The sequence below is a fragment of the Sphingorhabdus lacus genome, from assembly GCF_009768975.1.
In the GTDB taxonomy this organism is placed as follows: Bacteria; Pseudomonadota; Alphaproteobacteria; order Sphingomonadales; family Sphingomonadaceae; genus Sphingorhabdus_B; species Sphingorhabdus_B lacus.
Genome location: NZ_CP035733.1, coordinates 2,045,085 through 2,066,874, shown reverse-complemented (window position 1 = coordinate 2,066,874; position 21,790 = coordinate 2,045,085). Strand labels below are relative to the sequence as shown.

Annotated in this window: 21 protein-coding genes; 10 read left to right on the top strand and 11 right to left on the bottom strand. The window is 58.2% G+C overall.

Annotated elements, in window-relative coordinates:
• Positions 1–84: 84 nt before the first annotated feature.
• Complete coding sequence (gene hflC / locus EUU25_RS09725; protein ID WP_158900522.1) at positions 85–930, bottom strand: protease modulator HflC; 846 nt, start codon at positions 928–930, stop codon at positions 85–87.
• A complete protein-coding gene (gene hflK, locus EUU25_RS09720) occupies positions 927–2,063 on the bottom strand; it encodes a protease modulator HflK (RefSeq protein ID WP_158900520.1) in 1,137 nt (378 codons plus the stop codon). The genes hflC and hflK overlap by 4 nt, the downstream gene beginning before the upstream one ends.
• 71 nt (positions 2,064–2,134) lie before the next feature.
• On the opposite strand from hflK, the gene EUU25_RS09715 reads away from it, so the two are divergent.
• From EUU25_RS09715 to EUU25_RS09695, 5 genes are all read left to right on the top strand, one after another.
• A complete protein-coding gene (locus EUU25_RS09715; RefSeq protein ID WP_158900518.1) occupies positions 2,135–3,109 on the top strand; it encodes an Mrp/NBP35 family ATP-binding protein in 975 nt (324 codons plus the stop codon).
• On the top strand, positions 3,106–5,382 hold the full coding sequence (locus EUU25_RS09710) for a xanthine dehydrogenase family protein molybdopterin-binding subunit (protein WP_158900516.1): 2,277 nt from the start codon (positions 3,106–3,108) through the stop codon (positions 5,380–5,382). The genes EUU25_RS09715 and EUU25_RS09710 overlap by 4 nt, the downstream gene beginning before the upstream one ends.
• A complete protein-coding gene (hemH, locus tag EUU25_RS09705) occupies positions 5,382–6,380 on the top strand; it encodes a ferrochelatase (protein ID WP_158900514.1) in 999 nt (332 codons plus the stop codon). Before EUU25_RS09710 ends, hemH begins: the two co-directional genes overlap by 1 nt.
• Positions 6,381–6,471: 91 nt before the next feature.
• On the top strand, positions 6,472–7,194 hold the full coding sequence (gene phbB, locus EUU25_RS09700) for an acetoacetyl-CoA reductase (protein WP_158900512.1): 723 nt from the start codon (positions 6,472–6,474) through the stop codon (positions 7,192–7,194).
• A gap of 39 nt (positions 7,195–7,233) precedes the next feature.
• On the top strand, positions 7,234–7,470 hold the full coding sequence (locus EUU25_RS09695; protein ID WP_373472801.1) for a ribbon-helix-helix domain-containing protein: 237 nt from the start codon (positions 7,234–7,236) through the stop codon (positions 7,468–7,470).
• 326 nt (positions 7,471–7,796) lie between these two features.
• Here EUU25_RS09695 and EUU25_RS09690 read toward each other — a convergent pair whose 3' ends face one another.
• Together EUU25_RS09690 and murA are read right to left on the bottom strand one after the other, a co-directional pair.
• Positions 7,797–8,405 (bottom strand): LuxR C-terminal-related transcriptional regulator, encoded by a 609-nt coding sequence (locus tag EUU25_RS09690; protein WP_158900499.1) that lies wholly within the window; start codon positions 8,403–8,405, stop codon positions 7,797–7,799.
• Positions 8,406–8,509: 104 nt separating this feature from the next.
• Positions 8,510–9,790 (bottom strand): UDP-N-acetylglucosamine 1-carboxyvinyltransferase, encoded by a 1,281-nt coding sequence (gene murA, locus EUU25_RS09685; RefSeq protein ID WP_158900497.1) that lies wholly within the window; start codon positions 9,788–9,790, stop codon positions 8,510–8,512.
• A gap of 66 nt (positions 9,791–9,856) precedes the next feature.
• On the opposite strand from murA, the gene EUU25_RS09680 reads away from it, so the two are divergent.
• Complete coding sequence (locus EUU25_RS09680) at positions 9,857–10,201, top strand: energy transducer TonB (protein WP_158900495.1); 345 nt, start codon at positions 9,857–9,859, stop codon at positions 10,199–10,201.
• A 15-nt stretch (positions 10,202–10,216) separates the two neighbouring features.
• Here EUU25_RS09680 and EUU25_RS09675 read toward each other — a convergent pair whose 3' ends face one another.
• Both EUU25_RS09675 and EUU25_RS09670 read right to left on the bottom strand, forming a co-directional pair.
• Complete coding sequence (locus EUU25_RS09675; protein WP_158900493.1) at positions 10,217–10,819, bottom strand: 2-hydroxychromene-2-carboxylate isomerase; 603 nt, start codon at positions 10,817–10,819, stop codon at positions 10,217–10,219.
• Positions 10,819–11,544, bottom strand: coding sequence for an SDR family NAD(P)-dependent oxidoreductase (locus EUU25_RS09670; RefSeq protein WP_158900491.1), 726 nt, complete (start codon positions 11,542–11,544; stop codon positions 10,819–10,821). The genes EUU25_RS09675 and EUU25_RS09670 overlap by 1 nt, the downstream gene beginning before the upstream one ends.
• 54 nt (positions 11,545–11,598) lie before the next feature.
• Between EUU25_RS09670 and EUU25_RS09665 the strand changes: the two genes are divergently transcribed.
• Complete coding sequence (locus EUU25_RS09665; protein ID WP_158900489.1) at positions 11,599–12,057, top strand: winged helix-turn-helix transcriptional regulator; 459 nt, start codon at positions 11,599–11,601, stop codon at positions 12,055–12,057.
• Here the strand turns inward: EUU25_RS09665 and clpS are convergent, their stop codons facing one another.
• The 4 genes from clpS to EUU25_RS09645 all read right to left on the bottom strand — a co-directional run bounded on the left by clpS (position 12,058) and on the right by EUU25_RS09645 (position 15,832).
• Positions 12,058–12,387: an ATP-dependent Clp protease adapter ClpS gene (gene clpS / locus EUU25_RS09660; RefSeq protein ID WP_343032361.1), complete on the bottom strand. Its 330-nt coding sequence runs from the start codon at positions 12,385–12,387 to the stop codon at positions 12,058–12,060.
• 221 nt (positions 12,388–12,608) lie between these two features.
• Positions 12,609–13,241 carry a phasin family protein gene (locus tag EUU25_RS09655; RefSeq protein WP_246162642.1) on the bottom strand — a complete coding sequence of 211 codons (633 nt, stop codon included), beginning with the start codon at positions 13,239–13,241 and terminating at the stop codon, positions 12,609–12,611.
• Positions 13,242–13,444: 203 nt separating this feature from the next.
• Positions 13,445–14,584, bottom strand: a complete 1,140-nt coding sequence (locus tag EUU25_RS09650; protein ID WP_158900483.1) for an acyl-CoA dehydrogenase family protein — start codon at positions 14,582–14,584, stop codon at positions 13,445–13,447.
• 54 nt (positions 14,585–14,638) lie between these two features.
• Positions 14,639–15,832: an acyl-CoA dehydrogenase family protein gene (locus tag EUU25_RS09645; RefSeq protein WP_158900481.1), complete on the bottom strand. Its 1,194-nt coding sequence runs from the start codon at positions 15,830–15,832 to the stop codon at positions 14,639–14,641.
• Positions 15,833–16,040: 208 nt separating this feature from the next.
• Between EUU25_RS09645 and EUU25_RS09640 the strand changes: the two genes are divergently transcribed.
• Entirely contained in the window at positions 16,041–16,808 is a 768-nt protein-coding gene (locus EUU25_RS09640; RefSeq protein ID WP_158900479.1) for a CsgG/HfaB family protein, read from the top strand.
• Positions 16,809–16,902: 94 nt separating this feature from the next.
• On the opposite strand, the gene EUU25_RS09635 is transcribed toward EUU25_RS09640, so the two are convergent.
• Positions 16,903–18,642: a PHA/PHB synthase family protein gene (locus EUU25_RS09635; protein ID WP_187351263.1), complete on the bottom strand. Its 1,740-nt coding sequence runs from the start codon at positions 18,640–18,642 to the stop codon at positions 16,903–16,905.
• On the opposite strand from EUU25_RS09635, the gene EUU25_RS09630 reads away from it, so the two are divergent.
• Positions 18,643–20,496 carry a DEAD/DEAH box helicase gene (locus EUU25_RS09630; RefSeq protein WP_158900475.1) on the top strand — a complete coding sequence of 618 codons (1,854 nt, stop codon included), beginning with the start codon at positions 18,643–18,645 and terminating at the stop codon, positions 20,494–20,496.
• 81 nt (positions 20,497–20,577) lie between these two features.
• A complete protein-coding gene (locus tag EUU25_RS09625) occupies positions 20,578–21,789 on the top strand; it encodes an LL-diaminopimelate aminotransferase (protein ID WP_158900473.1) in 1,212 nt (403 codons plus the stop codon).
• Position 21,790: the final 1 nt, after the last annotated feature.

Genomic DNA, 21,790 nt, shown 5'->3' with positions numbered 1-21,790 from the left:
ATTTCGGCCATTCGATGGCGCTGTAAAGCTTAACGCCAATTGAATGGGAGCCGGACCAACCGGCGAATGTCACTTGCCGTTCGACTAACGACCGTTCCGGAATTTCTCCAGATAGGCGTTTTGCGGCGACAGGATGATGTTGCTCGACCCTTCGCCATTCTGGAATGTCTGCCGATAGCTTTGCATCGCGCGGTAGAAATCGTAGAAATCCGGGTCTTTGTTGTAGCTGATGGCATAGATACGCGCGGCTTCGGCTTCGGCCTCGGCACGGATGATCTGGGCCTCTTTCTGGCCTTCGGCATCAATCGCAATTGCTTCCTGGTTACGGGCACTGCGCATCCGGTTATAGGCCGATTGCAACGTCGCGGCAGGAAGATCGGCGCGTTTGATACGTACGTCGATAACTTCCGCACCATATTTGCTGGCTTCACGGTTCAGGGCCGTCTGGATATTCTCCATCACTTCGCCGCGCTCGGCGCTCAGCAAGGTCGCAAATGTGCGCTTGCCGAGTTCGTTGCGCAGCGACGATCCCAAGATCGTACGCAATTGCTCGCGCAGACGATCCTCTGTGCGGATAGTCCGGTACATCTGGTCGGGCCTGGTAATCCGGAAACGGGCGAAGGCATCCACCTGCAGCCGGAGCTGGTCCGTCGACAGCACTTCCTGCTGTTCCATCTCGACGCTGAGTACGCGCTTGTCGATCATCTGGATCTGCTCGACCAAGGGAATGCGGAAGGTTAAACCTGCGCGTGTGTCGCCAAAGACTTCGCCTTTGCGGTAGGCGTTCACGACGCGATCGACCTTACCATAGCTGCTGATGATGGCCTGTTGCGTTTCGGGCACAACGGTAACCGACATGCTAAGCAGGATCAGCGCGCCGATGGCGGCCACGCCTAGATAGAGCGGGTTGCGGAGGAGTGTCTGGTTCATTGCTTTTTGCCTGTTACGGTCACGGGTTCATTTTTTGCCGCGGCTTTTTTCTGGAACTCGGGAAGCGGAAGATAGGGGGTTACACCGCCTGTCTCGACGATGGTCTTGTCCACCTTGCCGAGAACCTGCTCCATCGTTTCATAATAGAGCCGGCGTTTCGTGACTTCCGGCGCTTCACGATATTGCACATAGATTTTATCGAACTCGGTCGTCTCACCAATGGCAAGTTCGGTCACGCGGCTGGCATAGGCGCGGGCGTCGTTCAAATAGCTTTCCCGACGCTGTTGCGCCGCGTTTACTTCGCGGAACGCGTCATTCACCTCGGCAGGCGGGTCGGACTGGCGGATCGAGATGCTTTGGACAAGCACGCCCGAACGATATTCGTCGAGCACCTGCTGCATCCGGCGACGGACTTCGATTTCGATACCACCACGGCCAGGACCGATCGCTTGTGTCAGGTCATAATTGGCAACTGCCGCACGCATTGCGCTTTCGGCGACTTCCTTGACGGTTGAATCCGCATTTTCCAGCTGGAACAGATAAAGCTCCGGATCCTTGATCGACCAACGGACATCATAGGCCATGTCGATAATGCTCTGGTCCTTGGTCAGGACAAGATTTTCGCTGCTCGCTTTGGGTGAGCCGACGGCCGTCGTCTGGATCTGCTTCGTGTCGACCTTCTGAATATCTTCGAAAGGCGCAGGCAGCGTGAACTGGATACCCGGCGATACGGTGCGCGAATATTTGCCGAAGAAAGTGACAACACCCTCTTGTTCCGGGCCTATCCTGTGGACGCTGGTCCAAACCAGCCAAAGTGCGACAAAAGCGCCCAGGATGATCGGCCACCAGCTTTTTCCGTCGCCGCGCGAAGGCAGTCCACCAAAGCCGCCGCCTTTACCACCGCCCGTGCGGCGCAAAAGATCTTCAAGCGAGGGGCCACGTTGTCGGCCAGGCTGGGTGGATCCGGCAGGTGCGGGGTCCCAAGGGTTCACTGGTTCGGGTTTGGAACCGTCATCCCCGGAAGATTTGGGTTTTCCGGACCGTCCGCTTTCCGATGATGATGGTGAATCCCACGGTCCTTTGCCTTCTGTAGCCAAAATGGAACCGCTCTCTTGATCAATTTTATTGCGCATAGAGCCTTTATAGGAACGGTTTTTCAGAAAAACAGTGTCAATCCCGCAATTCTGATTCTATTCGGCAGGTGATGACCGATTTCAATGCATTTTCCGACATAGTTTCAACCTTGGCAGGCCCCCGTGCGAGCGGGCTGAAGGTCGATAATGGCCAGGTTTCTTTCGTGCTCGATGTCGCGGCAATGGACGCGCAGCAGCGCGACGAACTGGACGCCCGCCTGCGCACCGAATTGCAGCAGGCAGGCGCGCAGTCCGTTCGCATCGTTATGACCGCCGAACGCATCGCTCCGCGCCTGATTGCGGTGGCGAGCGGCAAGGGCGGGGTCGGCAAATCGACACTGTCCACCAACCTTGCCGTCGCGATGGCATTGGCGGGCCGGTCGGTGGGTCTGGTGGACGCCGATATTTACGGACCGTCGCAGCCGCGCCTGATGGGCGCCGAAGACAGCAAGCCCGAGGCAGAAGGCAACAAGCTGTTCCCGGTCAAGGGAGCAGGCGGCGTTCCGTTCCTGTCGATGGGTCAAGTGGCAAAGCCCGGTCAGGCGATTGCATGGCGCGGGCCAATGGCAGGTAATGCCTTGTCCCAACTGGTTGATGCGCATTGGGGCAATGTGCGCGATATTGTGGTCGATATGCCCCCCGGCACCGGCGATATCCAATTGTCGATGATCCAGAAACATAAGCCCATGGGCGCGGTTATTATATCGACGCCACAGGATCTCGCGTTGATGGATGCAGCGCGGGCCATCGGCTTTTTCGATACGGCCAAGGTGCCGATTATCGGGCTCGTTGAGAATATGGCGGGATATCTCTGCCCCCATTGCGGGGAAATGAGTGATCCCTTCGGGTCCGGCGGTGCAGAGGCCGCAGCGGCGGAGCTGGGTATCCCGTTTCTGGGCCGCATTCCGCTCGACATTGCGATCCGCAAGGCCAGCGATGCCGGAGTCCCCCCGGCGCTGGGTGAGGGGCCGATTGCATCGGCCTATGGCGCTATCGCGCGGCAGGTCATCGACTGGATGGATAATCCGAAAGCACCGCCTGCATGACGAACGGTTCAGAAGAGGAAGGCGGCATCTCGCGCCGCAAGATACTGATCGGCGGCGGGGTCGGTGTTGGCTTGCTCGTGTCCTGGGCGCTTTGGCCCCGGCGGTATCTGCCCAATATGCGGGCGGCCAAGGGCGAGCATCTTTTCGGGCCCTGGCTGAAAATTGCCGAAGACGGCAAAGTCATAGTGGGGATTCCGCAAAGCGAATCGGGGCAGGGCGTCTACACCGCGCTTGCGCAGATCGTTGCGGGCGAACTGGGTGCCGACTGGCGCTCTGTGGCGGTGCAGCCTGTTCCGCCAAGTCCGCTTTTTTCCAACAAATTATTGGCCCGCGAATGGGCACCGGCGTTCCTTCCGGAAAAAGCCGGTCTGGAGGCAGAGCAGGGACCCGTAGCGACCGTCGTGAACGAGCTCGCCACCCGCGACATGTTTGTCGCGACCGGAGGATCCACCTCCATCCGCCAGTTTGAACGGCCATGCCGGGAGGCCGGGGCGACGGCGCGCGTGTTGCTATGCCAGGCGGCTGCGGCGCGTTGGGATACCGAGTGGGAACAGTGTCAGGTCGACAAAGGCTTTGTTACCTTCGGCAAAAAACGCCTCGCCTTTGCCGATCTGGTCGCCGACGCGGCGGCACTAAAGCCGCCGTCACCGATTCCGCTCAATCCGTCGGCGCGCAACCGGCTGTCGGGGCGCGATGCCCCACGTCTTGATCTTGCATCGAAGGTAGACGGCAGTGTGAGCTTCGCCGGCGATATCCGTCTACCCGATATGCTGTTTGCGTCAGTCAGGGGCGGGCCGACCGGAAAGACCACCCTGAAATCGCTGAACAGCAAGGCGGCGTTCAAAATCCGGGGTGTCGTGAATATCGTAAAGACCGAGCATTGGGTTGCATCTGTCGCGACCAACTGGTGGGCAGCGAACCGTGCGCTTGATGCCATGGCACCTGTTTTCGTGACCGAAGGACGGATGGCCGACAGCGTCAAAATGACCGATGCACTGGCCAATGCGATTGCCAGCGGGCCGGGGACGCGCATGGTGCGTCAAGGCGATGTCGATGCCACCATGGCGAAGGAGGCGGCAACACGTGTGTTCAACGCTGACTATAGCGTCGCTGCCGCTGTCCACGCACCGATTGAAACACGCTCTGCAACCGCCGACTATCGCGATGGCCGGTTACAGCTTTGGCTGGCAAGTCAGGCACCGCATCAGGCCAAGCAAGCTGCCGCAAAGGCAATTGGCATCGATGCCGATGATGTCACGCTGCATCCCGTGATCGCGGGCGGCAGCTTCGACCGCAATTTCGACAATGTCATCGCTGCGCAAATTGCCGTTATCGCCAAGGAAGTTGGCCGCCCGGTCCAGCTTGTCTGGTCACGGGCAGAGGATTTTGTACGCGATTATGTACGCACGCCCGCGCTCGGACGCTTGTCCGCTTCGCTGGATCAGGACGGCACGCTGGCGGGCATGACTGTCCGCGTTGCTGCCGCATCGTCGATGCGCGAATTGGCAAACCGGCTGGACGGAGAAAATCCCGCGGACGCCCGCGCGACCGCCGCTGGTGAATTTGACTCCCTGGCGCTCGAAGGGGCCGTGCCGCCATACGCAATCGCCAATCTTACCGTAGACCACTTCCCGGTCGATCTGCCCATCATGACCGGCCCGTGGCGATCCCTGGCGCATAGCTATAACTGCTTTTTCATCGAATCCTTTGTCGATGAACTCGCCCAGAAGGCCGGTATAGAACCCTTGTCGTTCCGGATGCAGATGCTGGTCAACCAGACCCGGCTTGCGCGCTGCCTGACGGGTGTCGCCTCTATGGCAGGATGGGACGGCGGTATCTCGGGCAGCAGTAAAGGCTTGGCCTGCCACTCGATGCGCGGTAGCCATATCGCGATCGTCGCCAGCGCGCGTACGAATGAAACAGGCGTACGCGTAGAACGGATTTCGGCGATGGTAGATTGCGGGCGATTGATTAACCCAGATCTGGCGCGCCAGCAGATCGAAGGCGGAATCGTGTTCGGGTTAGCGCAGGCACTGGGTGCCTCGACCGATTTTGAAAAAGGTCTTCCCACGGTCCGCCGGTTGCGCGAGATTGATCTACCGGTCCTTGCCGACATTCCCGAAATCATCGTGGAATTTATCCGCAGCGATGAAGACCCCGGCGGTGTATCCGAATTGGGTGTCCCGGCCGTCGCCCCTGCTGTCGCGAACGCTCTGTTCTCCGCGGCTGGCGTGCGCCTTCGCGAACTCCCCTTATTGTCGCGAGGCTTGTGATGGAAAAGCCCGACACCCATCCCGTCGTCGCTGCACCCAGAATCGGGGTACTACTGGTCAATCTGGGCACGCCGGATGCACCGACCACCGAGGCCGTAAAACGCTATCTGAAACAGTTTTTGTCCGACCGCCGCGTCGTCGAAATTCCGCCGCTGGTCTGGCAGCCGATTTTGCGCGGCGTAATCCTCAACACACGTCCGCAGAAATCGGCCAAAGCCTATTCCAAGGTCTGGACCGAAAGTGGCTCTCCGCTCGCCTTCTTTACGATCGCGCAGATGAAAGCGCTGGCCGAGCGATTGCACGGACAAGCCGACGTGCGTTACGCGATGCGTTACGGAAATCCGTCGATTCCAGACCAGCTCGCAGCGATGAAAGAGGCCGGTTGTAACCGCATCCTTATTGCGCCGCTCTATCCGCAATATTCAGGCGCGACCACCGGCACAGTGCAGGACGAAGCCTATGCCGCACTGACCAAAATGCGCTGGCATCCGGCCATTCGCACATTGCCCGCCTATCATGACGATGCGGCCTATATTGCGGCGCTGAAGACGTCGGTTGAGGCATCGCTGGCAACACTCGATTTTACGCCGGACGCGCTCGTCATCAGTTTCCACGGCATGCCGGAACGCACATTATATCTTGGTGATCCCTATCACTGCCACTGCCAGAAAACTGCGCGGCTCCTATCCGAGGCAATGGGGCGTGAACTGGTGGTCAGTTTCCAGTCGCGCTTTGGCCGTGCCAAATGGCTGGAACCCGCGACCGATGAAACGATCATGCAATTGGCGCGCGACGGTCGGAAAAAGATTGCGATCTTTGCGCCGGGCTTTTCCGTCGATTGTCTCGAAACGTTGGAGGAGCTCGCCATACAGGGGCAGGAGCAGTTCGAAGAAGCAGGCGGCACCCACTATGCCTATCTGCCCTGTCTGAACGACAGCGATGTGGGCATGGATATGCTGGAAACTCTCGTTCGGCGGGAACTTTCCGGCTGGCTCTGAATAGCTATGCGCTAACGCTAACGTCAACTTGCACTTGTGGCGGCTCCGGCTATTCTTCATGTGAAATCAAGCAAAAAGTCAGGAGAGAGATATGTCACGTATTGCGGTCGTAACCGGGGGAACACGGGGCATTGGCGAAGCGATCAGTCTGAAATTGAAGGAAAAAGGACGGTTCGTCGTCGCCAATTACGGTGGCAATGACGCCGCCGCCAAGGAATTTTCGGAGCGTACCGGGATTCCCGTTCGCAAATGGGATGTCGGCAATCACGAGGCGTGCATCGAATCCTGTGCCGCGATTGAGGCGGAATTCGGCTCCATCGATATCATGGTCAACAATGCCGGTATCACGCGCGACGCAACCATGGTCAAAATGACATTCGAACAATGGGACGAGGTCATCCGCGTCGATCTGACCGGCTGCTTCAACATGGCGAAAGCGGTGTTTACCGGAATGCGCGAACGCAAATGGGGACGTATCGTCAATATCGGGTCCGTCAACGGTCAGGGCGGGCAGATCGGTCAGGTCAATTATGCTGCGGCCAAGTCGGGCATCCATGGCTTTACCAAGTCGCTCGCCATGGAGGGCGCCCGCCACGGTGTAACGGCCAACGCGATTGCGCCGGGCTATATCGGCACAGAAATGCTGTCGACCATTCCGGAAAATGTGATGGAAAAGATTGTGGCGCAGATTCCGGTGGGGCGCCTCGGCAATGCGGATGAAATTGCGCGCGGGGTAGAATTCCTGACGAGCGAAAATGCAGGGTTCATTACGGGGTCGACGCTGTCGATTAACGGCGGGCAGCATATGTATTGATGCAATGCTACGTGTGACGGGCGGATGACGGGATAAATTGTGCAGGGCATTTCCATTTATCATCCGCCGGTCAAGCGCAGCATGACGATCGCCGGACATCAAACGTCGATCAGTTTGGAGCCTTTGTTCTGGGATGCGCTGAAACGGGCGGCGGACAAGCGGAGCTTGCCGGTGAATGCCCTTGTCGCCCAAATTGACGTTGAACGGCTGGAATCTGCGTCACCCTGCGGCCTCGCCAGCGCCATCCGCCTCTGGGTAAGCGCAAACCGCGAATAAAAAAGTACCGCCGAAGGCAAGGCCATGGCGGTACAATTGCGACCCCAAAATGCTCGAATTTCCATATCAGGCATTCGTTGGCGGGTTACAGGCGGACGGCAAAGAGAGTCTAGTTCGTGCGATGGAGGGTTACCGCCGTATATACAAAGCGCCCTTCGTTTTGAGGGAGGGATAAGACCGGACGCTTTTCCGACCTACATTGCCGCCTACCTGTGCATGCTTAATGCCGCAATAAGGCTGCACTCAAAATACCGGATTTGGCCCATATAGGCGAATGGCTGTAGCTTTTGGGGCGTGTATGTCGATTTAGTCCGGAAAACAGGACGTTAAAGTCCCGCCTCGACCGCAATACGAACGGCATCTGCCGCATTTGATGTCGACAGTTTCTTGAACATCAGCATCCGGTGCATTTGCACCGTTTTTTCGCTCAGCGACAACATATGGGCGATCTGTTTTGTGCGGAAACCCTGCGCCATTTGCTGCAATATTTCGCGCTGGCGGGGGCTTAGCCGATGGACAATCTCAGCCGCCTGCTGCTGGCGGACGACCGCAATACTCTCCTCTTCGGGAAGTACTTCGATCTGCGATCCGACAAAATATTCAAGCTTGCCACCGCTGTCGAACAGGGGGGCAATCATCACAGCGTTCCGAAACGGCGACCCATCTTTGCGGTAATTGATAAGCTCCGCCAGAGTCGGACGCCGTGCATGAATTGATTCCCGCAGTTTTTCGGTCTGGCTATTCTCGGTATCCGGCCCGCGCAGGAACCGGCAATTCCGGCCAAGAATTTCGCTTTCGTTATAGCCCGTAAGCGTGCAAAACGCCTCATTTGCAGCGATAATCGGGTTATCCGCTTCTTTGGGATCGCTCACTACGGTTGCAATCGGACTGTGCCGTATTGCATCCAGAACTGGGTGACGTCCGCGTCCAGACATTATCATGTGCATCATCATCGGGTCTTCTCTAGTCCTAAGGATGACGCACTTGGCTTCACTTAGCAATAGGCCATCGAAAACATATCCGATTTGGCCGTTAGGGTCTACTCCGCGCCAACCCGCTCGACATCGGCACCGACGAGCTGGAGCTTCTCTTCCAGCCGTTCATAGCCGCGGTCGAGATGGTAGAGGCGGCTGACATGGGTTTCGCCCTCGGCCACCAATCCGGCAATCACCAGACTCATCGACGCGCGCAAGTCCGTGGCCATCACGGGTGCGCCGGTGAGCCCTTTGACGCCGTGCACAATCGCGGTGCGGCCCTTGGTCTCGATATGCGCGCCCATGCGGTTGAGTTCGGGGACATGCATGTAGCGGTTTTCGAAGATGGTTTCGGTCAACACGCTGGCACCGTCGGCCAAGCACAACATGGCCATAAACTGCGCCTGCATATCGGTGGCAAATCCCGGATAAGGTGCCGTCGAAATCGTCAGAGGCTTTAGCTTGCCATCCGAGGATACGCGGATACCAGCCTTGGTTTCTTCCACCGAGACCCCGGCCTGGCGCAATGCATCGACGGTTGCGTCCATTTCGCTCGCCTTTGCACCGATCAGCTCGACATCGCCGCCCGTAATCGCCGCGGCGCATGCATAGCTTCCCGCTTCGATCCGGTCGCTCATCACGCGGTAGGTCGCGCCATGGAGGCGGTCTTTGCCGTGGATGATCAGGTCGGACGTACCGATCCCCTCAATTTCGGCGCCCATGGCAACCAGCAGATTGCACAGATCGACAATTTCCGGCTCGCGCGCAGCATTGTGCAAAATGCAGGTACCCTTGGCGAGGCTGGCCGCCATTAGGGCATTTTCCGTGGCCCCCACCGAGACAACCGGGAAGGTAAAGGTCCCGCCTGGGATGCCGTCGGGTGCCATGGCCTTTACATAACCCGCCGCCAATTCGATTTCGACGCCAAAGGCCTCAAGCGCCTTGAGATGCAAGTCAATCGGGCGGTTGCCAATGGCGCAGCCACCGGGCAGCGAAACGGTAGCTTCCCCCGCGCGCGCCAACATCGGGCCGAGCACGAGGATCGAGGCGCGCATTTTGCGGACGAGTTCATAGGGCGCAACATTGCTGGTGATGCGCGTCGCCTCCAGCGTCATGACGCGGCCGAAATCTTCGGGACGCGATCCCGCGATGCTGGTTGAAATACCGAACTGGTTCAGAAGATGCTGGAAGCCGTCAATATCAGCCAATCGCGGCAAGTTACGTAAGGTCAGCGGCTCATCGGTCAGCAAGGCGCACGGCAGCAGCGTCAGCGCGCTGTTCTTTGCCCCCGATATCGGAATTTTCCCCTTTAGTGCGTTGCCGCCGCGTACGATTATCTTGTCCATCGCCCGTATTTAGCGGCATTGTCTGAGGAGGCAAGCCAGACTAATGCAAGGGCAGGAGCCGTTACAATGAAAGCTGAATTTCTGACCGGAATATGTGCTGTCCTTTTGGTAGCCGCACCCTGCAATGGCACAACAACGAAAACTGCCGACGCAGCGTCTTCCGTCCAGACAATCGCGGTCGATTATCCTGTTCGCGCTCTGCGGGAGGGGCGGCAGGGAACGGTCATCATCGCATTGACAGTCGGTCCAGATGGCAGGCCGAAATCCTGCGCTATTGCGAGCAGCAGCGGCCATGCCGATCTGGATCGCGCCGCATGCACAAGTGCCGTGCGTGCAACGGGCTTTCCGCCCTTGGCTGACGGTAGCGACCGCACATTCACGCAGAAAGCGGAATTCCGGATCGAAGAGTGATCGGCTTTAAAGCGGTTACGACGCGGTCAATGCGTCCTCGACCTGTCCCAGTCTTTCCTTGCCCCAGTACATGTCCGGCCCGACAAAGAAGGTAGGCACGCCAAAGGCTCCGCGCCCCGCCGCCTTTTCGGTGTTTGCGACAAGCTCGGCCTTTACGTCGGGGTCGTCGGCTTTGGCCAATATGGCCGCACTGTCGAGGTCGGCATCTTCCAGAACCTTGCGCACCACGTCAAGATCGCCGGTATTCAGGCCCTTTTCCCACATGGCGGCCATGATCGCCTCGACATAGGGCATGAAGCATCCGAGATGCTGCGCCGCGACCGCGCCGCGCATGAGATATAGCGAATTGATCGGGAAGTTCGGGTTCATCCGGAACGGAATGGAGTGCGCTTTGACGAAGCGGTCAAACTCCAGCATTTCATAGTTCCGCTTGGCGGGCGTCTCCGCATAGCGCATTAGCGGGGCCTGATTATTGGTCAGCTTGAACAGTCCGCCCAAAAGGATGGGCGTGTAGACCGCTTCTGCCCCGGTACGCGCGCAGAGCTCCGGCAGCATTTTATGCGCAAGATAGCTGTTGGGTCCGCCGAAATCGAACAGAAATTCAAAGCTTTTTGCCATCAGAATGTCTCCGCCCAGGGCCGCAGGTCGAGCTCATGCGTCCACGCGCTGCGATGTTGCTTGTGCAGCACAACATATTGCGCTGCTATGGCATCGGGCGACAGGACCTTATCCAGTGCCTTTGCCTCGTCAAAGTCAGCGCGAAGGCCGCGGATGAATTCGGTATCGATGCCACCGTCGATCACGACATGGGCGACATGGATATTCTGTGGCCCCAATTCCCGCGCCATGGATTGCGCCAGCATCCGCAACGCACCCTTCGCACCCGAAAAAGCGGAAAAACCCTTGCCGCCGCGAAGCGACGCCGTCGCCCCTGTAAAGATGATTGTGCCGTGACCGCGCGTCACCATGCGTTTGGCAACTTCACGGCCCATCAGGAACCCGGCAAAGGCCGCCATTTCCCAGACTTTCCGGTACACTTGCGCGGTAGTTTCGAGGATGGAGAAGTTCACATTCGCGCCAATGTTGAACACCGCCACATTGATTGGGCCCACATCGCGCTCGATGGCGTCGACCATCGCGGTCACATCTTCTTCCAGCCGTGCGTCACCGGGATAGGCCTTGGCGGCAAAGCCTTCGGCTTCGATGGACTGCACCAGCGTTTCCAGCTGCGCCACATTCCGCGCCCGGCGGTTGACGCAGGCGGTATAGCCTTCACGCGCAAAGGCCCGTGCAATCGCCCCGCCGGTGGCATCGCCTGCCCCTACAATCAATGCAGCACTCATCCGAATCTCCTTTCGGGCTAGAATAACTATGATAATCATAGTAACAAGCAAATTATGCCGAAACGGACCGTCATCGACACGCGTATTTGCCCCGTTGCCAAATCTGCCGACGTGCTTGGGGATCGGTGGACGTTGCTGATCCTGCGCGAACTGTTTTTCGGGAAGGAGCGGTTCGAACACCTTCAGTCGCGCAGCGGCGCGTCGCCGCAAATGCTGACGGACCGGCTTCGGCATTTGCGCGATAAAGGGATTATTGTGAGGATCGCCTATCAGGAGCGGCCGATCCGGTACCGCTACGCGCTCACCGACAAGGGCAAGGATCTGTTCTCGGTTCTCTATGCGATGCGCAATTGGGCCGAGCGGTGGGAACGTGCAGAGGGCGATCCGCTCGCTATCCGTTATATTCACCGCGCCTGCGGTCAGGATGTGGGGCTGGAAACAACCTGCCCCCATTGTGGGGAGCCGCTGGGTTACGGCGACCTTAAAGGAAATGTGGTCAGAGGCGCGGCCTAATCAGGCCTTTTCAAGCGTACACTGCAGCGGGTGCTGGTTCTTCTGCGCAAAATCCATGACCTGCGTCACCTTGGTTTCGGCAACTTCATAGGTGAAGATCCCGCAGACACCGACGCCCTTTTGATGGACATGAAGCATCACGCGTGTGGCCTGATCGGTGTCCATCGAGAAAAAGGCTTTCAGGACATGAACGACAAATTCCATCGGCGTATAATCGTCGTTGAGCAGGAGCACCTTATACTGGCTCGGCTTCTGGGTCTTGGGCCGCGTGCGCGTGGCAAGTCCTACGCCGGGGGTGCCGCCTGCTTTGTCGTCGTCGTCTTGGGCCATAAAAATATCCATGCCGCTAAAATAGGATAGGGCAGGGGGACTCCGCAAGCCCTGTTAATGATGATTCGTCTTGTCCCAAAAAGAAACCGCCCTTTCCCGAGGTGGGAAAGAGCGGTTTTTGTTTCATTGCGCCGGTTCGCGTCTGCTTTCCCACCACCTATAAGGAGAGGAGAGAGGGCGGCGGGTGCATCTTAGCGCACCGGCACAATATTCAAGTCAGCTTAAGCAGCCTTCTTGAAAAGTTCGGTCGTCGCCGCAATGCGGTTCGAAATCGGCTGGAACATGTCGCTGACCAGCTTTACCATCGCTTCGGTGTTCTTCGAACCCTGGGCAACGGCGGTGTCGAAGCCCTTGCGAGCCCATTCACCCTGCAGCTTGACGAAATCGGTAGGCGACTTGACTGCGGTCAATTCCTTGACGGCAACCTGTGCTTCTTCGAAATTCTTCTTGGCATATTCCATGTTGGTCTTGCCCATGTCCTGAGCGCCCTTGGCAACAATCTTGCCGGCTTCGATCATGGCTTCGACATTGGCCTTGTTGAATTCAACAGCGTCTGCAGCAAGCTTCTTGCCTTTTTCAGCAGCTTCGGTTGCCTTTTCGCGAACGTCGGCGAAAAATTCAGTGGCCTTCTCGGTGGTGGCTTTAACAGTATCGGTCATTCTGGTTACTCCTTGAGCAATCGGTTTGGGTTCAACAGACACGATCTTGGTGACCAGCGCCGCAGCAGGCTTTTCAGCCTCTACCTTTTTGGTTTCTACCTTTTCAGCTACCGGAGCAGCTTTTGCAGGCGCAGCTTTCACCGCTGCGGGTTTCGCAGTTTTGGAAGTTGCCGGGGTAGTTGCCTTGCTGGCCATATTGAGCACCATTTCTGTTGTGTTGCACTGCACAATAATGATTCACGCAAGCGATGTCAACGATAAATGTTGCACTGCACAAAAAATGGGGAATGACGGGTTGGCGCAAAAATTTGGGGACAGTCCCGGAAGGGACAGTCCCCGTTGTTGCGCTATCCGGGGACTGTCCCAATAGGGACTGTCCCCAACAGCTCGGAATAAATTTAAGCCGCCAGCGTCAGCTTTTCAAAGCGGTCATAATGATGGTCGGCCGAGCCGAACTGGCCTTCGATCATTGTGGCGCGTTTGAAATAGTGCCCGATGGCCAATTCCTGAGTGATGCCGATACCGCCATGGGTCTGGATGGCGTTCTGGCCAACAAATTTGGCGGCCCGCGATACCTTCGCTTTGCAGGCGGATACGGCAGCCATGCGTTCGGCGGCAGGCAGGTCGAGCTTCAATGTCGCCATTGTCGTCATGGATTTGCTCTGTTCAACTTCCATGAACATGTCGACCATGCGGTGCTGCAGCACCTGGAAGCGCGAGATGGGCTGGCCAAACTGGTTACGTTGGCGCGCATATTCCAGCGTGCCCTGATGCAGCTTGAATGTGACGCCGCAGGCTTCGGCGCAGACCGATACCGTTGCTTCGTCGACAATCTGTTCGATCAGCGGAAGGCCAGCACCTTCGCCACCGAGCAGAGCGTCGCCTGGGATGGCAACATTTTCGAAATAGACTTCGGATGCCTGGAAACCGTCCACCGTTGGATAATCGCGGCGCACAATTCCGGGCAGATTGGCATCGATCAGGAAGAGCGAAACGCCAGCGGCTTCGCTGCCCGATCCACCGGTGCGGGCGGTCACGAGCAGGTGGCTTGCCCAAGGTGCAGCATAAACCACGCCCTTATGGCCGTTCAGAACATATCCTGCGCCATCCTTCTTGGCAGTGGTCCGCAAATTGGCGAGATTATAGCGGCCCTGCGGTTCGGCATAGGCAAAGGCAATGACGACGTTGCCGCCGATGATTTCGGGAATAACCGCATCCGCAATGGCACCGCCGACAGCCTTCAGGGCACCGCCGCCCAGAACGACCGTCTGCAAATAGGGCTCGATCGCAATGACCTTGCCCAATTCTTCCATGATCAGTGCGTTTTCGAGATGTCCGCCACCCAGACCGCCATGCTCTTCGCTAAAGGAAGCGCCCAGCATGCCCAGATCCTGGGCCAGTGCTTTCCAGATACCGGCATCGCGTCCGGTGGCGCTGGCAATCATCTTGCCGCGGCTGTCGAAATCATAGGTGTCGGCGAGAAACCGGCTGAGTGTCTCGCGGATCATGTCCTGCGTTTCGGTGTAGCTGAAATCCATCTCTCTAAATCCCTCATTATCTTTCCCCTCCCGCGTGCGGGAGGGGTGAAAAGCTTAAATCCCGAGCACCATCTTGGCGATGATGTTCCGCTGGATCTCGTTCGATCCGCCGTAAATCGTCGTCTTGCGGGTGTTGAAATAGGTCGGCGCTGCGCGGTGTGCGTAATCGGGACCAATGGGGTGTTCGTTGTCGCCTTCGCCGAAGCCGCGGAAATAGGGCGCGCCATAATGGCCAACCGCTTCCAGCGCGAGTTCGGTGATACGCTGCTGAATTTCCGAACCCTTGATCTTCAGCAAGCTTGATTCAGGTCCAGGGCCTTTGCCTGCGGCTTCACCAGCGAGGCTGCGCAATTCGGTGAATTCCAGCGCGGTCAGGTCGATTTCCAGCTCCGAAATCTTGCGCTTGAAAAAGGCATTGGCGAGCAACGGCTTGTCGCCGTCCATTTCGGTGCGGGCAATCTGCTTGATCTTCTCAACGCCGCGCTTTGAACGGGCAACCGCCGCAATGCCGGTGCGTTCATGGGCGAGCAGGAATTTGGCGCAGGTCCAACCCTTATTCTCTTCATAAATACGCTGATCGACGGGAACGCGGACGTCTTCGAGCCAGACTTCGTTGACTTCATGTTCGCCGCCCAGCGTGATGATCGGGCGGACGGTGACGCCCGGCGATTTCATGTCGATCAACAGGAAGCTGATGCCTTCCTGCTGCTTCGCATCGGGATCGGTGCGAACAAGGAAGAAGCCCCAGTCGGCATGCTGCGCCATGGTGGTCCAGGTTTTCTGGCCATTGACGATATAATGGTCGCCATCGCGCACAGCTTTTGTGCGCAGCGAAGCGAGGTCGGAACCGGAGCCGGGCTCCGAATAACCCTGACACCACCAGTCATCGCCCGACAGGATGCCGGGAAGGAAGCGGGCCTTTTGCTCGGGCGTGCCGAAGGTGTAGATAACAGGGCCAACCATCGAGAGGCCAAAGGGCATGGTGCCGACGCAATCGGCAGCCGCCAGTTCTTCGGACCAAATGAAACGCTGCGTCGCGGTCCAGCCGGTGCCGCCATATTCAACGGGCCATGCAGGGGCGATCCAGCCTTTTTTCGCAAGTATGCGGTGCCAGGACAGGAAATCTTCTTTCGAAAGATCATGCCCTTCATCCTGCACTGAGCGCAGGTTCTGCGGGTAATTTTCGGCGATGAAGCTACGTACTTCCTGCTGGAAGGCGATTTCTTCGGGACTGAATTCCAATTGCATGGCGACTCTCCTCTGAAGCGTTTGAGAGGTGTTACCGAACGTTTACGTAAACGTCAACTCGCGCATGTCGTAATTTCGGCTTTTTTGGGTGATGACGCGCTTTGCGCTTGGCAATCACGAAAACAGGTGGATATACAAGCCGCAACGGGTCGCACCACAATAGCTGTTTTAGGCAAACTACCGATTTGCCAACACCGGAGGGATAGCGATGCGACGGATTATTTCCACATTATTGGCAGGTGCACTTTTAAGTGTCGGGGCACCCGCCTTTGCGAAGGAAGACAAGTCTTCCGCAAAAAAAGCACAAGACAAGAATATGACCGAAATCCCGGTCTGCACCCGTAAATTGGGCACTGTGGCGATTACCGAGCCAGAAACCCAATGGTGGAGTGAACTCGGGCTTTCCAACCCCGAAGCGGTTATCAAATTTTTCGTGCAGAAATCGGGCTGCTTCTCACTTGTCGATCGCGGCGGCGGCCTTGCGGCACGCGCGGTTGAGCGTGCTCTTGGCGATTCCGGCGAATTACAGCGCGGGTCGAACATCGGCAAACGGCAGGTGAAGGCTGCCGACTATGTGATCGTACCCGACATCATCAGCCGTAATAGCAACTCCGGCGGAAGCGGGATTGCGGGCGGTCTGGCAGGCGCATTGGGCGGCCGGTTTATCGGCGGGCTCGTGGGCGGTCTGAAGGTGTCCAAGAAGGAAGCCAGCGTTTCGTTGTCGGTCGTCAATGTGCGCACCACCGAGATTGAAGCGCTGTCGGAAGGCTATTACCGCAAGTCGGACGTCAGCTGGGGTGCCGGCGGCGGTGCATGGTGGGGCGGTGGCCTCGCAGGTGCCGGTGGCGGCAGCTACCAGAATAGCGACATCGGCCAGGTTATCGTGCTCGCCTATCTCGACGCCTATAAAAAGATGGTCGGGGAACTGGGTGGCCTGCCTGAAAATGCAAGCGACGCTGCGCCACAAGCGGAGTGATCTTAATGTTGGGGACAGTCCCTGAAGGGACATCCCCCTAGAACTGCGCCGGGGACTGTCCCTCCAAGGACTGTCCCCAACGCCTCCGACGCCCTCAGCGCGCCTTCACATAACTGCCCGGCGCAGATTCCAGCGCCTTCAGCGTGCCTTCACCGGGCACGCGCGCGCCTTTGACGGCTACCATTTTATCGCTGCCATGCTGTAGCCATGACAACCAGTCGGGCCACCAACTGCCCTTGGTCTCGGTTGCGCCCGCGATAAACTCTTCCAGCGAACCAACCTTCGCGTCGTTGGTCCAATATTGATATTTTTGCTGCACCGGCGGATTGACGACGCCTGCAATATGCCCGCTTCCCGCCAGCAGGAACTTGACCGGGCCGGTAAAGTGATCCTGCAATTTCCAGACGCTTTCCACCGGCGCAATATGATCTTCGCGTCCGGCCTGAATATAGGTCGGCGTTTTGACTTTGGTCAGGTCAATCGGCGTTCCCAAGGCGGACAAGGCACCGGGGACGACAAGCTTGTTATCGCGGTAAAGGTCGCACAGATATTCGCGGTGCCATTTGGCCGGAAGATTTGTGACGTCCCCATTCCAGTGCAGCAAGTCGAATGCCGGATATTCTTCGCCGAGCAGATAGTTTTTGACGACGGTTGACCAGATCAGGTCTTTTCCGCGCAGCATATTGAAGGTCAGCGCCAGAAAGCGGCCATCCAGATAACCCTGCGGCGCGGCGAGGGCCTCGACCATGGCGAGTTGATGTTCGTCAATGAAGTTGAGCAATTCGCCGCCGCGGCTGAAGTCGACCTGCGCGGTGAAGAAAGTCGCGCTCTTTACCTTATCCGCTTCGCCCTTCGCCGCGAGGATGGCCAGCGTTGCAGCCAAGGTCGTGCCCGCAACACAATAGCCGATGGTGTGCACATCATCGACTTTCAATCCGGCGCACACCGTATCGATGGCGTCAATCTGTGCAGCAATATAGTCGTCCCACACGATGTCCTTCATCGTGCTGTCGGCGGACTTCCACGACACGACAAATACCGTGATGCCCTGATCGACGCACCATTTGATGAAGCTTTTTTCCGCGGTCAGGTCGAGAATGTAGAAACGGTTGATCCATGGCGGAAAGATAATCAGCGGGGTTTCAAGAACCTTCTCGGTCGTGGGTTCATATTGCAGCAATTGGTAAAGCGGCGTCTGATGGACCACTTTGCCCGGTGTCGCCGCAATATTCTCGCCAAGGCGAAACGCATTGGGGTCGGTATGGGTCAATTGGCCACGCTGCATATCGTGCAGCAAATGCTGCATGCCGGACATCAGGCTCGCACCCTTGGTCTCGACCGCCTTTTCCAGAGCGACAGGATTGGTAAAGGGCGAGTTTGCCGGGCTCATCGCCTCGACCACGGTGCGGATCGCAAAGCCGATTTTTGCTTTTTCTGCCTCCGGGATATTGTCGAGTTGCGCAGCGGCACCCAGCATATAGTCCGACATCACCTGATAGCTTTGTCGCACGAGATCGAAAACGGGATGTTCCCATTGCGGCCCCGAAAAACGTCTGTCTTTTGGATCGACCTTGTCACGTCCCGCCTTTGCGAGCGGTGCGAGCACCTGACCCCAGGCATCCAGAGCCTTCTGGTAGGCCGCTAAGGGATCGGTGGAAACCGCGCCGGTCCCCTCGATCATCTTGGTGAATTGTTCGGGGTCTATGAAGGGGGGGAAGGAAGGTGAATCGGCCATTTGGATTGCATAACCCAACATCGTCTTTTGGCGAAGCGTCGATTTATTGTGCAGCGCAGCATGGACATTACCGTAAAAAGGGCGCAAGGGGCGGCACATATGACATTTGAAAATCTTCCCCCGCTTCTCGACGAAGCGCTTACCGCGCGTGGCTATACCGCGCTGACCCCTGTGCAAACCGCTGTAATTGCGGCTGAAGCCGAAGGGCGTGACCTTGTTGTTTCGGCGCAGACCGGCTCCGGAAAGACCGTTGCCTTCGGACTCGCCATGGCGCCGCAGATCTTGGATGGCGGCATTGTAAGCCTCGCCCGTGAGCCTGCAGCACTTATTATTGCGCCAACGCGCGAGCTGGCCTTGCAGGTTAGCCGCGAACTGATGTGGCTCTATGGAAAAGCCGGGGTTCGCATTGCGACCTGTGTTGGCGGCATGGATGCCTCGAAAGAACGGCGCAACCTGAGCCAAGGCGCACAGATCGTGGTGGGGACGCCGGGACGGTTGCGCGACCATCTGGAACGTGGCGCGCTTGACCTGTCGGCACTTAAGGTCGCGGTTCTGGATGAAGCCGACGAAATGCTAGACATGGGATTCCGTGAAGAGCTTGAAGAAATATTGAACGCCACACCGGAAGGCCGCCGGACACTGCTGTTTTCGGCGACGATGCCAAAGCCGATCGTATCGCTGGCCAAGCGCTATCAGCGCGATGCCCTGCGCATTTCGACTGTCGGCGAAGATCGCGGACATGGCGATATCAGCTATCAGGTGGTCACGGTTGCCCCGCCTGACATCGAGAATGCTGTGGTCAACCTGCTCCGCCTGCACGAAGCGGAAACGGCGATCCTGTTTTGCGCGACGCGCGAAAATGTTCGCCATTTGCACGCCAATCTGACCGAGCGTGGTTTTAATGTGGTCGCGCTTTCAGGTGAGCATAGCCAGAGCGAACGGAACCAGGCGCTTCAGGCGCTGCGTGACCGTCGTGCGCGCGTATGTGTCGCAACCGATGTCGCCGCGCGCGGTATCGATTTGCCCAACCTGTCATTGGTGGTCCATGTCGAACTGCCCCGCGATGCCGAAGGTTTGCAACACCGTTCAGGCCGCACCGGTCGCGCCGGACGCAAAGGCACCGCCGTACTGATCGTGCCGTATCAGCGCCGCAAGCGCGTCGAATCGATGCTGCGCGGCGCGAAGATCGAGGCGGACTGGATCAAGGTTCCGACCGCCGCCGACATCCGGGCAAAGGATCATGACCGCCTGCTGGAAACGCTTCTGACCCCGGTCGAAGTCGAGGACGAAGACCGGACGCTGGGTGCTCGTCTGCTGGAAACCATGTCGGCGGAAGATATTGCCGCCGCTTTGGTCCGCGTGCACCGTGCCCGTATGCCGCAAGCCGCCGATATGCTCGATGACGGCAGCCGCGAACAACCGCGGGACAACCATCGCGCCGGTTTTGATGACTCGGTCTGGTTTACGCTCAACATTGGTCGGCGCAACAATGCCGATCCCAAATGGATTTTGCCTTTGCTGTGCCGCCGTGGCGGTGTGACCAAGAACGACATTGGCGCGATCCGCATTGCTGCCAATGAAACCCATGTCGGGATCGCGGCCGCCGCCGTTGCGAAATTTGCCAAGGCAATAGCGCAACCGGGGCATGATGAAGACAATGATGTCGAGATCGTGCAGGCCAGCGGCCCTCCCCGCGAAGCCGCGCGCGAAAACAAGCGCCGTGGCCGTGACGGTGACCGTCCGCAACGCGCCCAGTTGGGCGTCAATCCGCGCGGTGACAAGCCTCGCGGCGACCGTCCCTTTGGCGATAAACCGCGTGGCGATCGTCCGCGCGGCGATGGCCCACGCGGCGGCCCGCCCCCGCGCGACGGCGCTCGTCCGTTCCGCAAAGACGGTCCTGCACCGTCGAAACATGGGGTCAAGCACAAGGCGAAGGGCAACCGTCCGCGTTAATCGGTATAGTTTTTCTGGAAATGGGCGGAAAGTTCGACCATGAAGGTCGGACTTGAAACCTCAAACCGGAAACGGGAGCCCATGTCCGAAGAATTCTACCGCATTAAGCGTTTGCCGCCTTATGTCATCGCCGAAGTCAATGCGATGCGCGCGGCCGCCCGTGCGGCGGGTGAGGACATTATCGACCTTGGCATGGGCAATCCCGATCTGCCGCCGCCGCCCCATGTGATCGAAAAACTGTGCGAAGTGGCGCAGAAGCCCGATGCACACGGCTATTCCGCGTCCAAAGGTATCCCGGGCTTGCGTAAGGCGCAGGCCAATTATTATGGCCGCCGTTTCGGTGTCGATGTCGATCCCGAACATGAAGTCGTCGTGACCATGGGCTCGAAAGAAGGTTTGGCAAGCCTTGCGACCGCCATCACGGCGCCGGGTGACGTTGTGCTCGCCCCGAACCCCAGCTATCCCATTCACACATTCGGCTTCATCATCGCGGGCGCGACAATCCGGTCGGTGCCAACAACGCCCGATGAGAATTACTTCCGGTCTCTGGAGCGGGCCATGGCCTTCACCGTGCCGCGCCCGTCTATTCTTGTCGTGAACTATCCGTCAAACCCGACGGCCGAGACCGTCGATCTGGCATTTTACGAGCGGCTGGTCGCATGGGCGAAAGAGAATAAGGTCTGGATCCTGTCCGACCTTGCCTATTCCGAACTCTATTTTGACGGCAACCCCACGCCCTCCATCTTGCAGGTGAAGGGCGGTAAAGATGTCGCGGTGGAATTTACCTCTTTGTCCAAAACTTATTCCATGGCCGGTTGGCGGGTTGGTTTTGCCGTGGGCAACCGGCAGTTGATTGCTGCGATGACGCGGGTCAAAAGCTACCTGGACTATGGTGCCTTCACCCCGATACAGGCCGCTGCTTGTGCTGCGCTCAACGGACCGCAGGACATTGTCGAGCAGAACCGGCAACTTTACCATAAGCGCCGCGACATATTGGTCGAGGCATTCGGGCGTGCAGGCTGGGACATTCCGCCGCCCCGCGCATCGATGTTCGCATGGGCCCCATTGCCGCCCGCGCTCGCACATCTTGGCAGCCTCGAATTTTCGAAGCAAATGCTGACCCATGCCAAGGTCGCTGTTGCACCGGGCGTTGGCTATGGGGAGGATGGCGAAGGCTATGTGCGTATCGCCATGGTCGAAAATGAGCACCGGTTGCGGCAGGCAGCCCGCAATGTGAAGCGATACCTGCAATCGATGGGCGTCAACACACCCAGCCAGTCGAAAGCAATCTAAT

Bases quoted from the DNA above. Each gene is read 5' to 3' on its own strand.
- hflC (WP_158900522.1), bottom strand. From the start codon at position 930: ATGAACCAGACACTCCTCCGCAACCCGCTCTATCTAGGCGTGGCCGCC.
- hflK (WP_158900520.1), bottom strand. From the start codon at position 2,063: ATGCGCAATAAAATTGATCAAGAGAGCGGTTCCATTTTGGCTACAGAA.
- EUU25_RS09715 (WP_158900518.1), top strand. From the start codon at position 2,135: ATGACCGATTTCAATGCATTTTCCGACATAGTTTCAACCTTGGCAGGC.
- EUU25_RS09710 (WP_158900516.1), top strand. From the start codon at position 3,106: ATGACGAACGGTTCAGAAGAGGAAGGCGGCATCTCGCGCCGCAAGATA.
- hemH (WP_158900514.1), top strand. From the start codon at position 5,382: ATGGAAAAGCCCGACACCCATCCCGTCGTCGCTGCACCCAGAATCGGG.
- phbB (WP_158900512.1), top strand. From the start codon at position 6,472: ATGTCACGTATTGCGGTCGTAACCGGGGGAACACGGGGCATTGGCGAA.
- EUU25_RS09690 (WP_158900499.1), bottom strand. From the start codon at position 8,405: ATGTCTGGACGCGGACGTCACCCAGTTCTGGATGCAATACGGCACAGT.
- murA (WP_158900497.1), bottom strand. From the start codon at position 9,790: ATGGACAAGATAATCGTACGCGGCGGCAACGCACTAAAGGGGAAAATT.
- EUU25_RS09680 (WP_158900495.1), top strand. From the start codon at position 9,857: ATGAAAGCTGAATTTCTGACCGGAATATGTGCTGTCCTTTTGGTAGCC.
- EUU25_RS09675 (WP_158900493.1), bottom strand. From the start codon at position 10,819: ATGGCAAAAAGCTTTGAATTTCTGTTCGATTTCGGCGGACCCAACAGC.
- EUU25_RS09670 (WP_158900491.1), bottom strand. From the start codon at position 11,544: ATGAGTGCTGCATTGATTGTAGGGGCAGGCGATGCCACCGGCGGGGCG.
- EUU25_RS09665 (WP_158900489.1), top strand. From the start codon at position 11,599: ATGCCGAAACGGACCGTCATCGACACGCGTATTTGCCCCGTTGCCAAA.
- clpS (WP_343032361.1), bottom strand. From the start codon at position 12,387: ATGGCCCAAGACGACGACGACAAAGCAGGCGGCACCCCCGGCGTAGGA.
- EUU25_RS09655 (WP_246162642.1), bottom strand. From the start codon at position 13,241: ATGGCCAGCAAGGCAACTACCCCGGCAACTTCCAAAACTGCGAAACCC.
- EUU25_RS09650 (WP_158900483.1), bottom strand. From the start codon at position 14,584: ATGGATTTCAGCTACACCGAAACGCAGGACATGATCCGCGAGACACTC.
- EUU25_RS09645 (WP_158900481.1), bottom strand. From the start codon at position 15,832: ATGCAATTGGAATTCAGTCCCGAAGAAATCGCCTTCCAGCAGGAAGTA.
- EUU25_RS09640 (WP_158900479.1), top strand. From the start codon at position 16,041: ATGCGACGGATTATTTCCACATTATTGGCAGGTGCACTTTTAAGTGTC.
- EUU25_RS09635 (WP_187351263.1), bottom strand. From the start codon at position 18,642: ATGTGCCGCCCCTTGCGCCCTTTTTACGGTAATGTCCATGCTGCGCTG.
- EUU25_RS09630 (WP_158900475.1), top strand. From the start codon at position 18,643: ATGACATTTGAAAATCTTCCCCCGCTTCTCGACGAAGCGCTTACCGCG.
- EUU25_RS09625 (WP_158900473.1), top strand. From the start codon at position 20,578: ATGTCCGAAGAATTCTACCGCATTAAGCGTTTGCCGCCTTATGTCATC.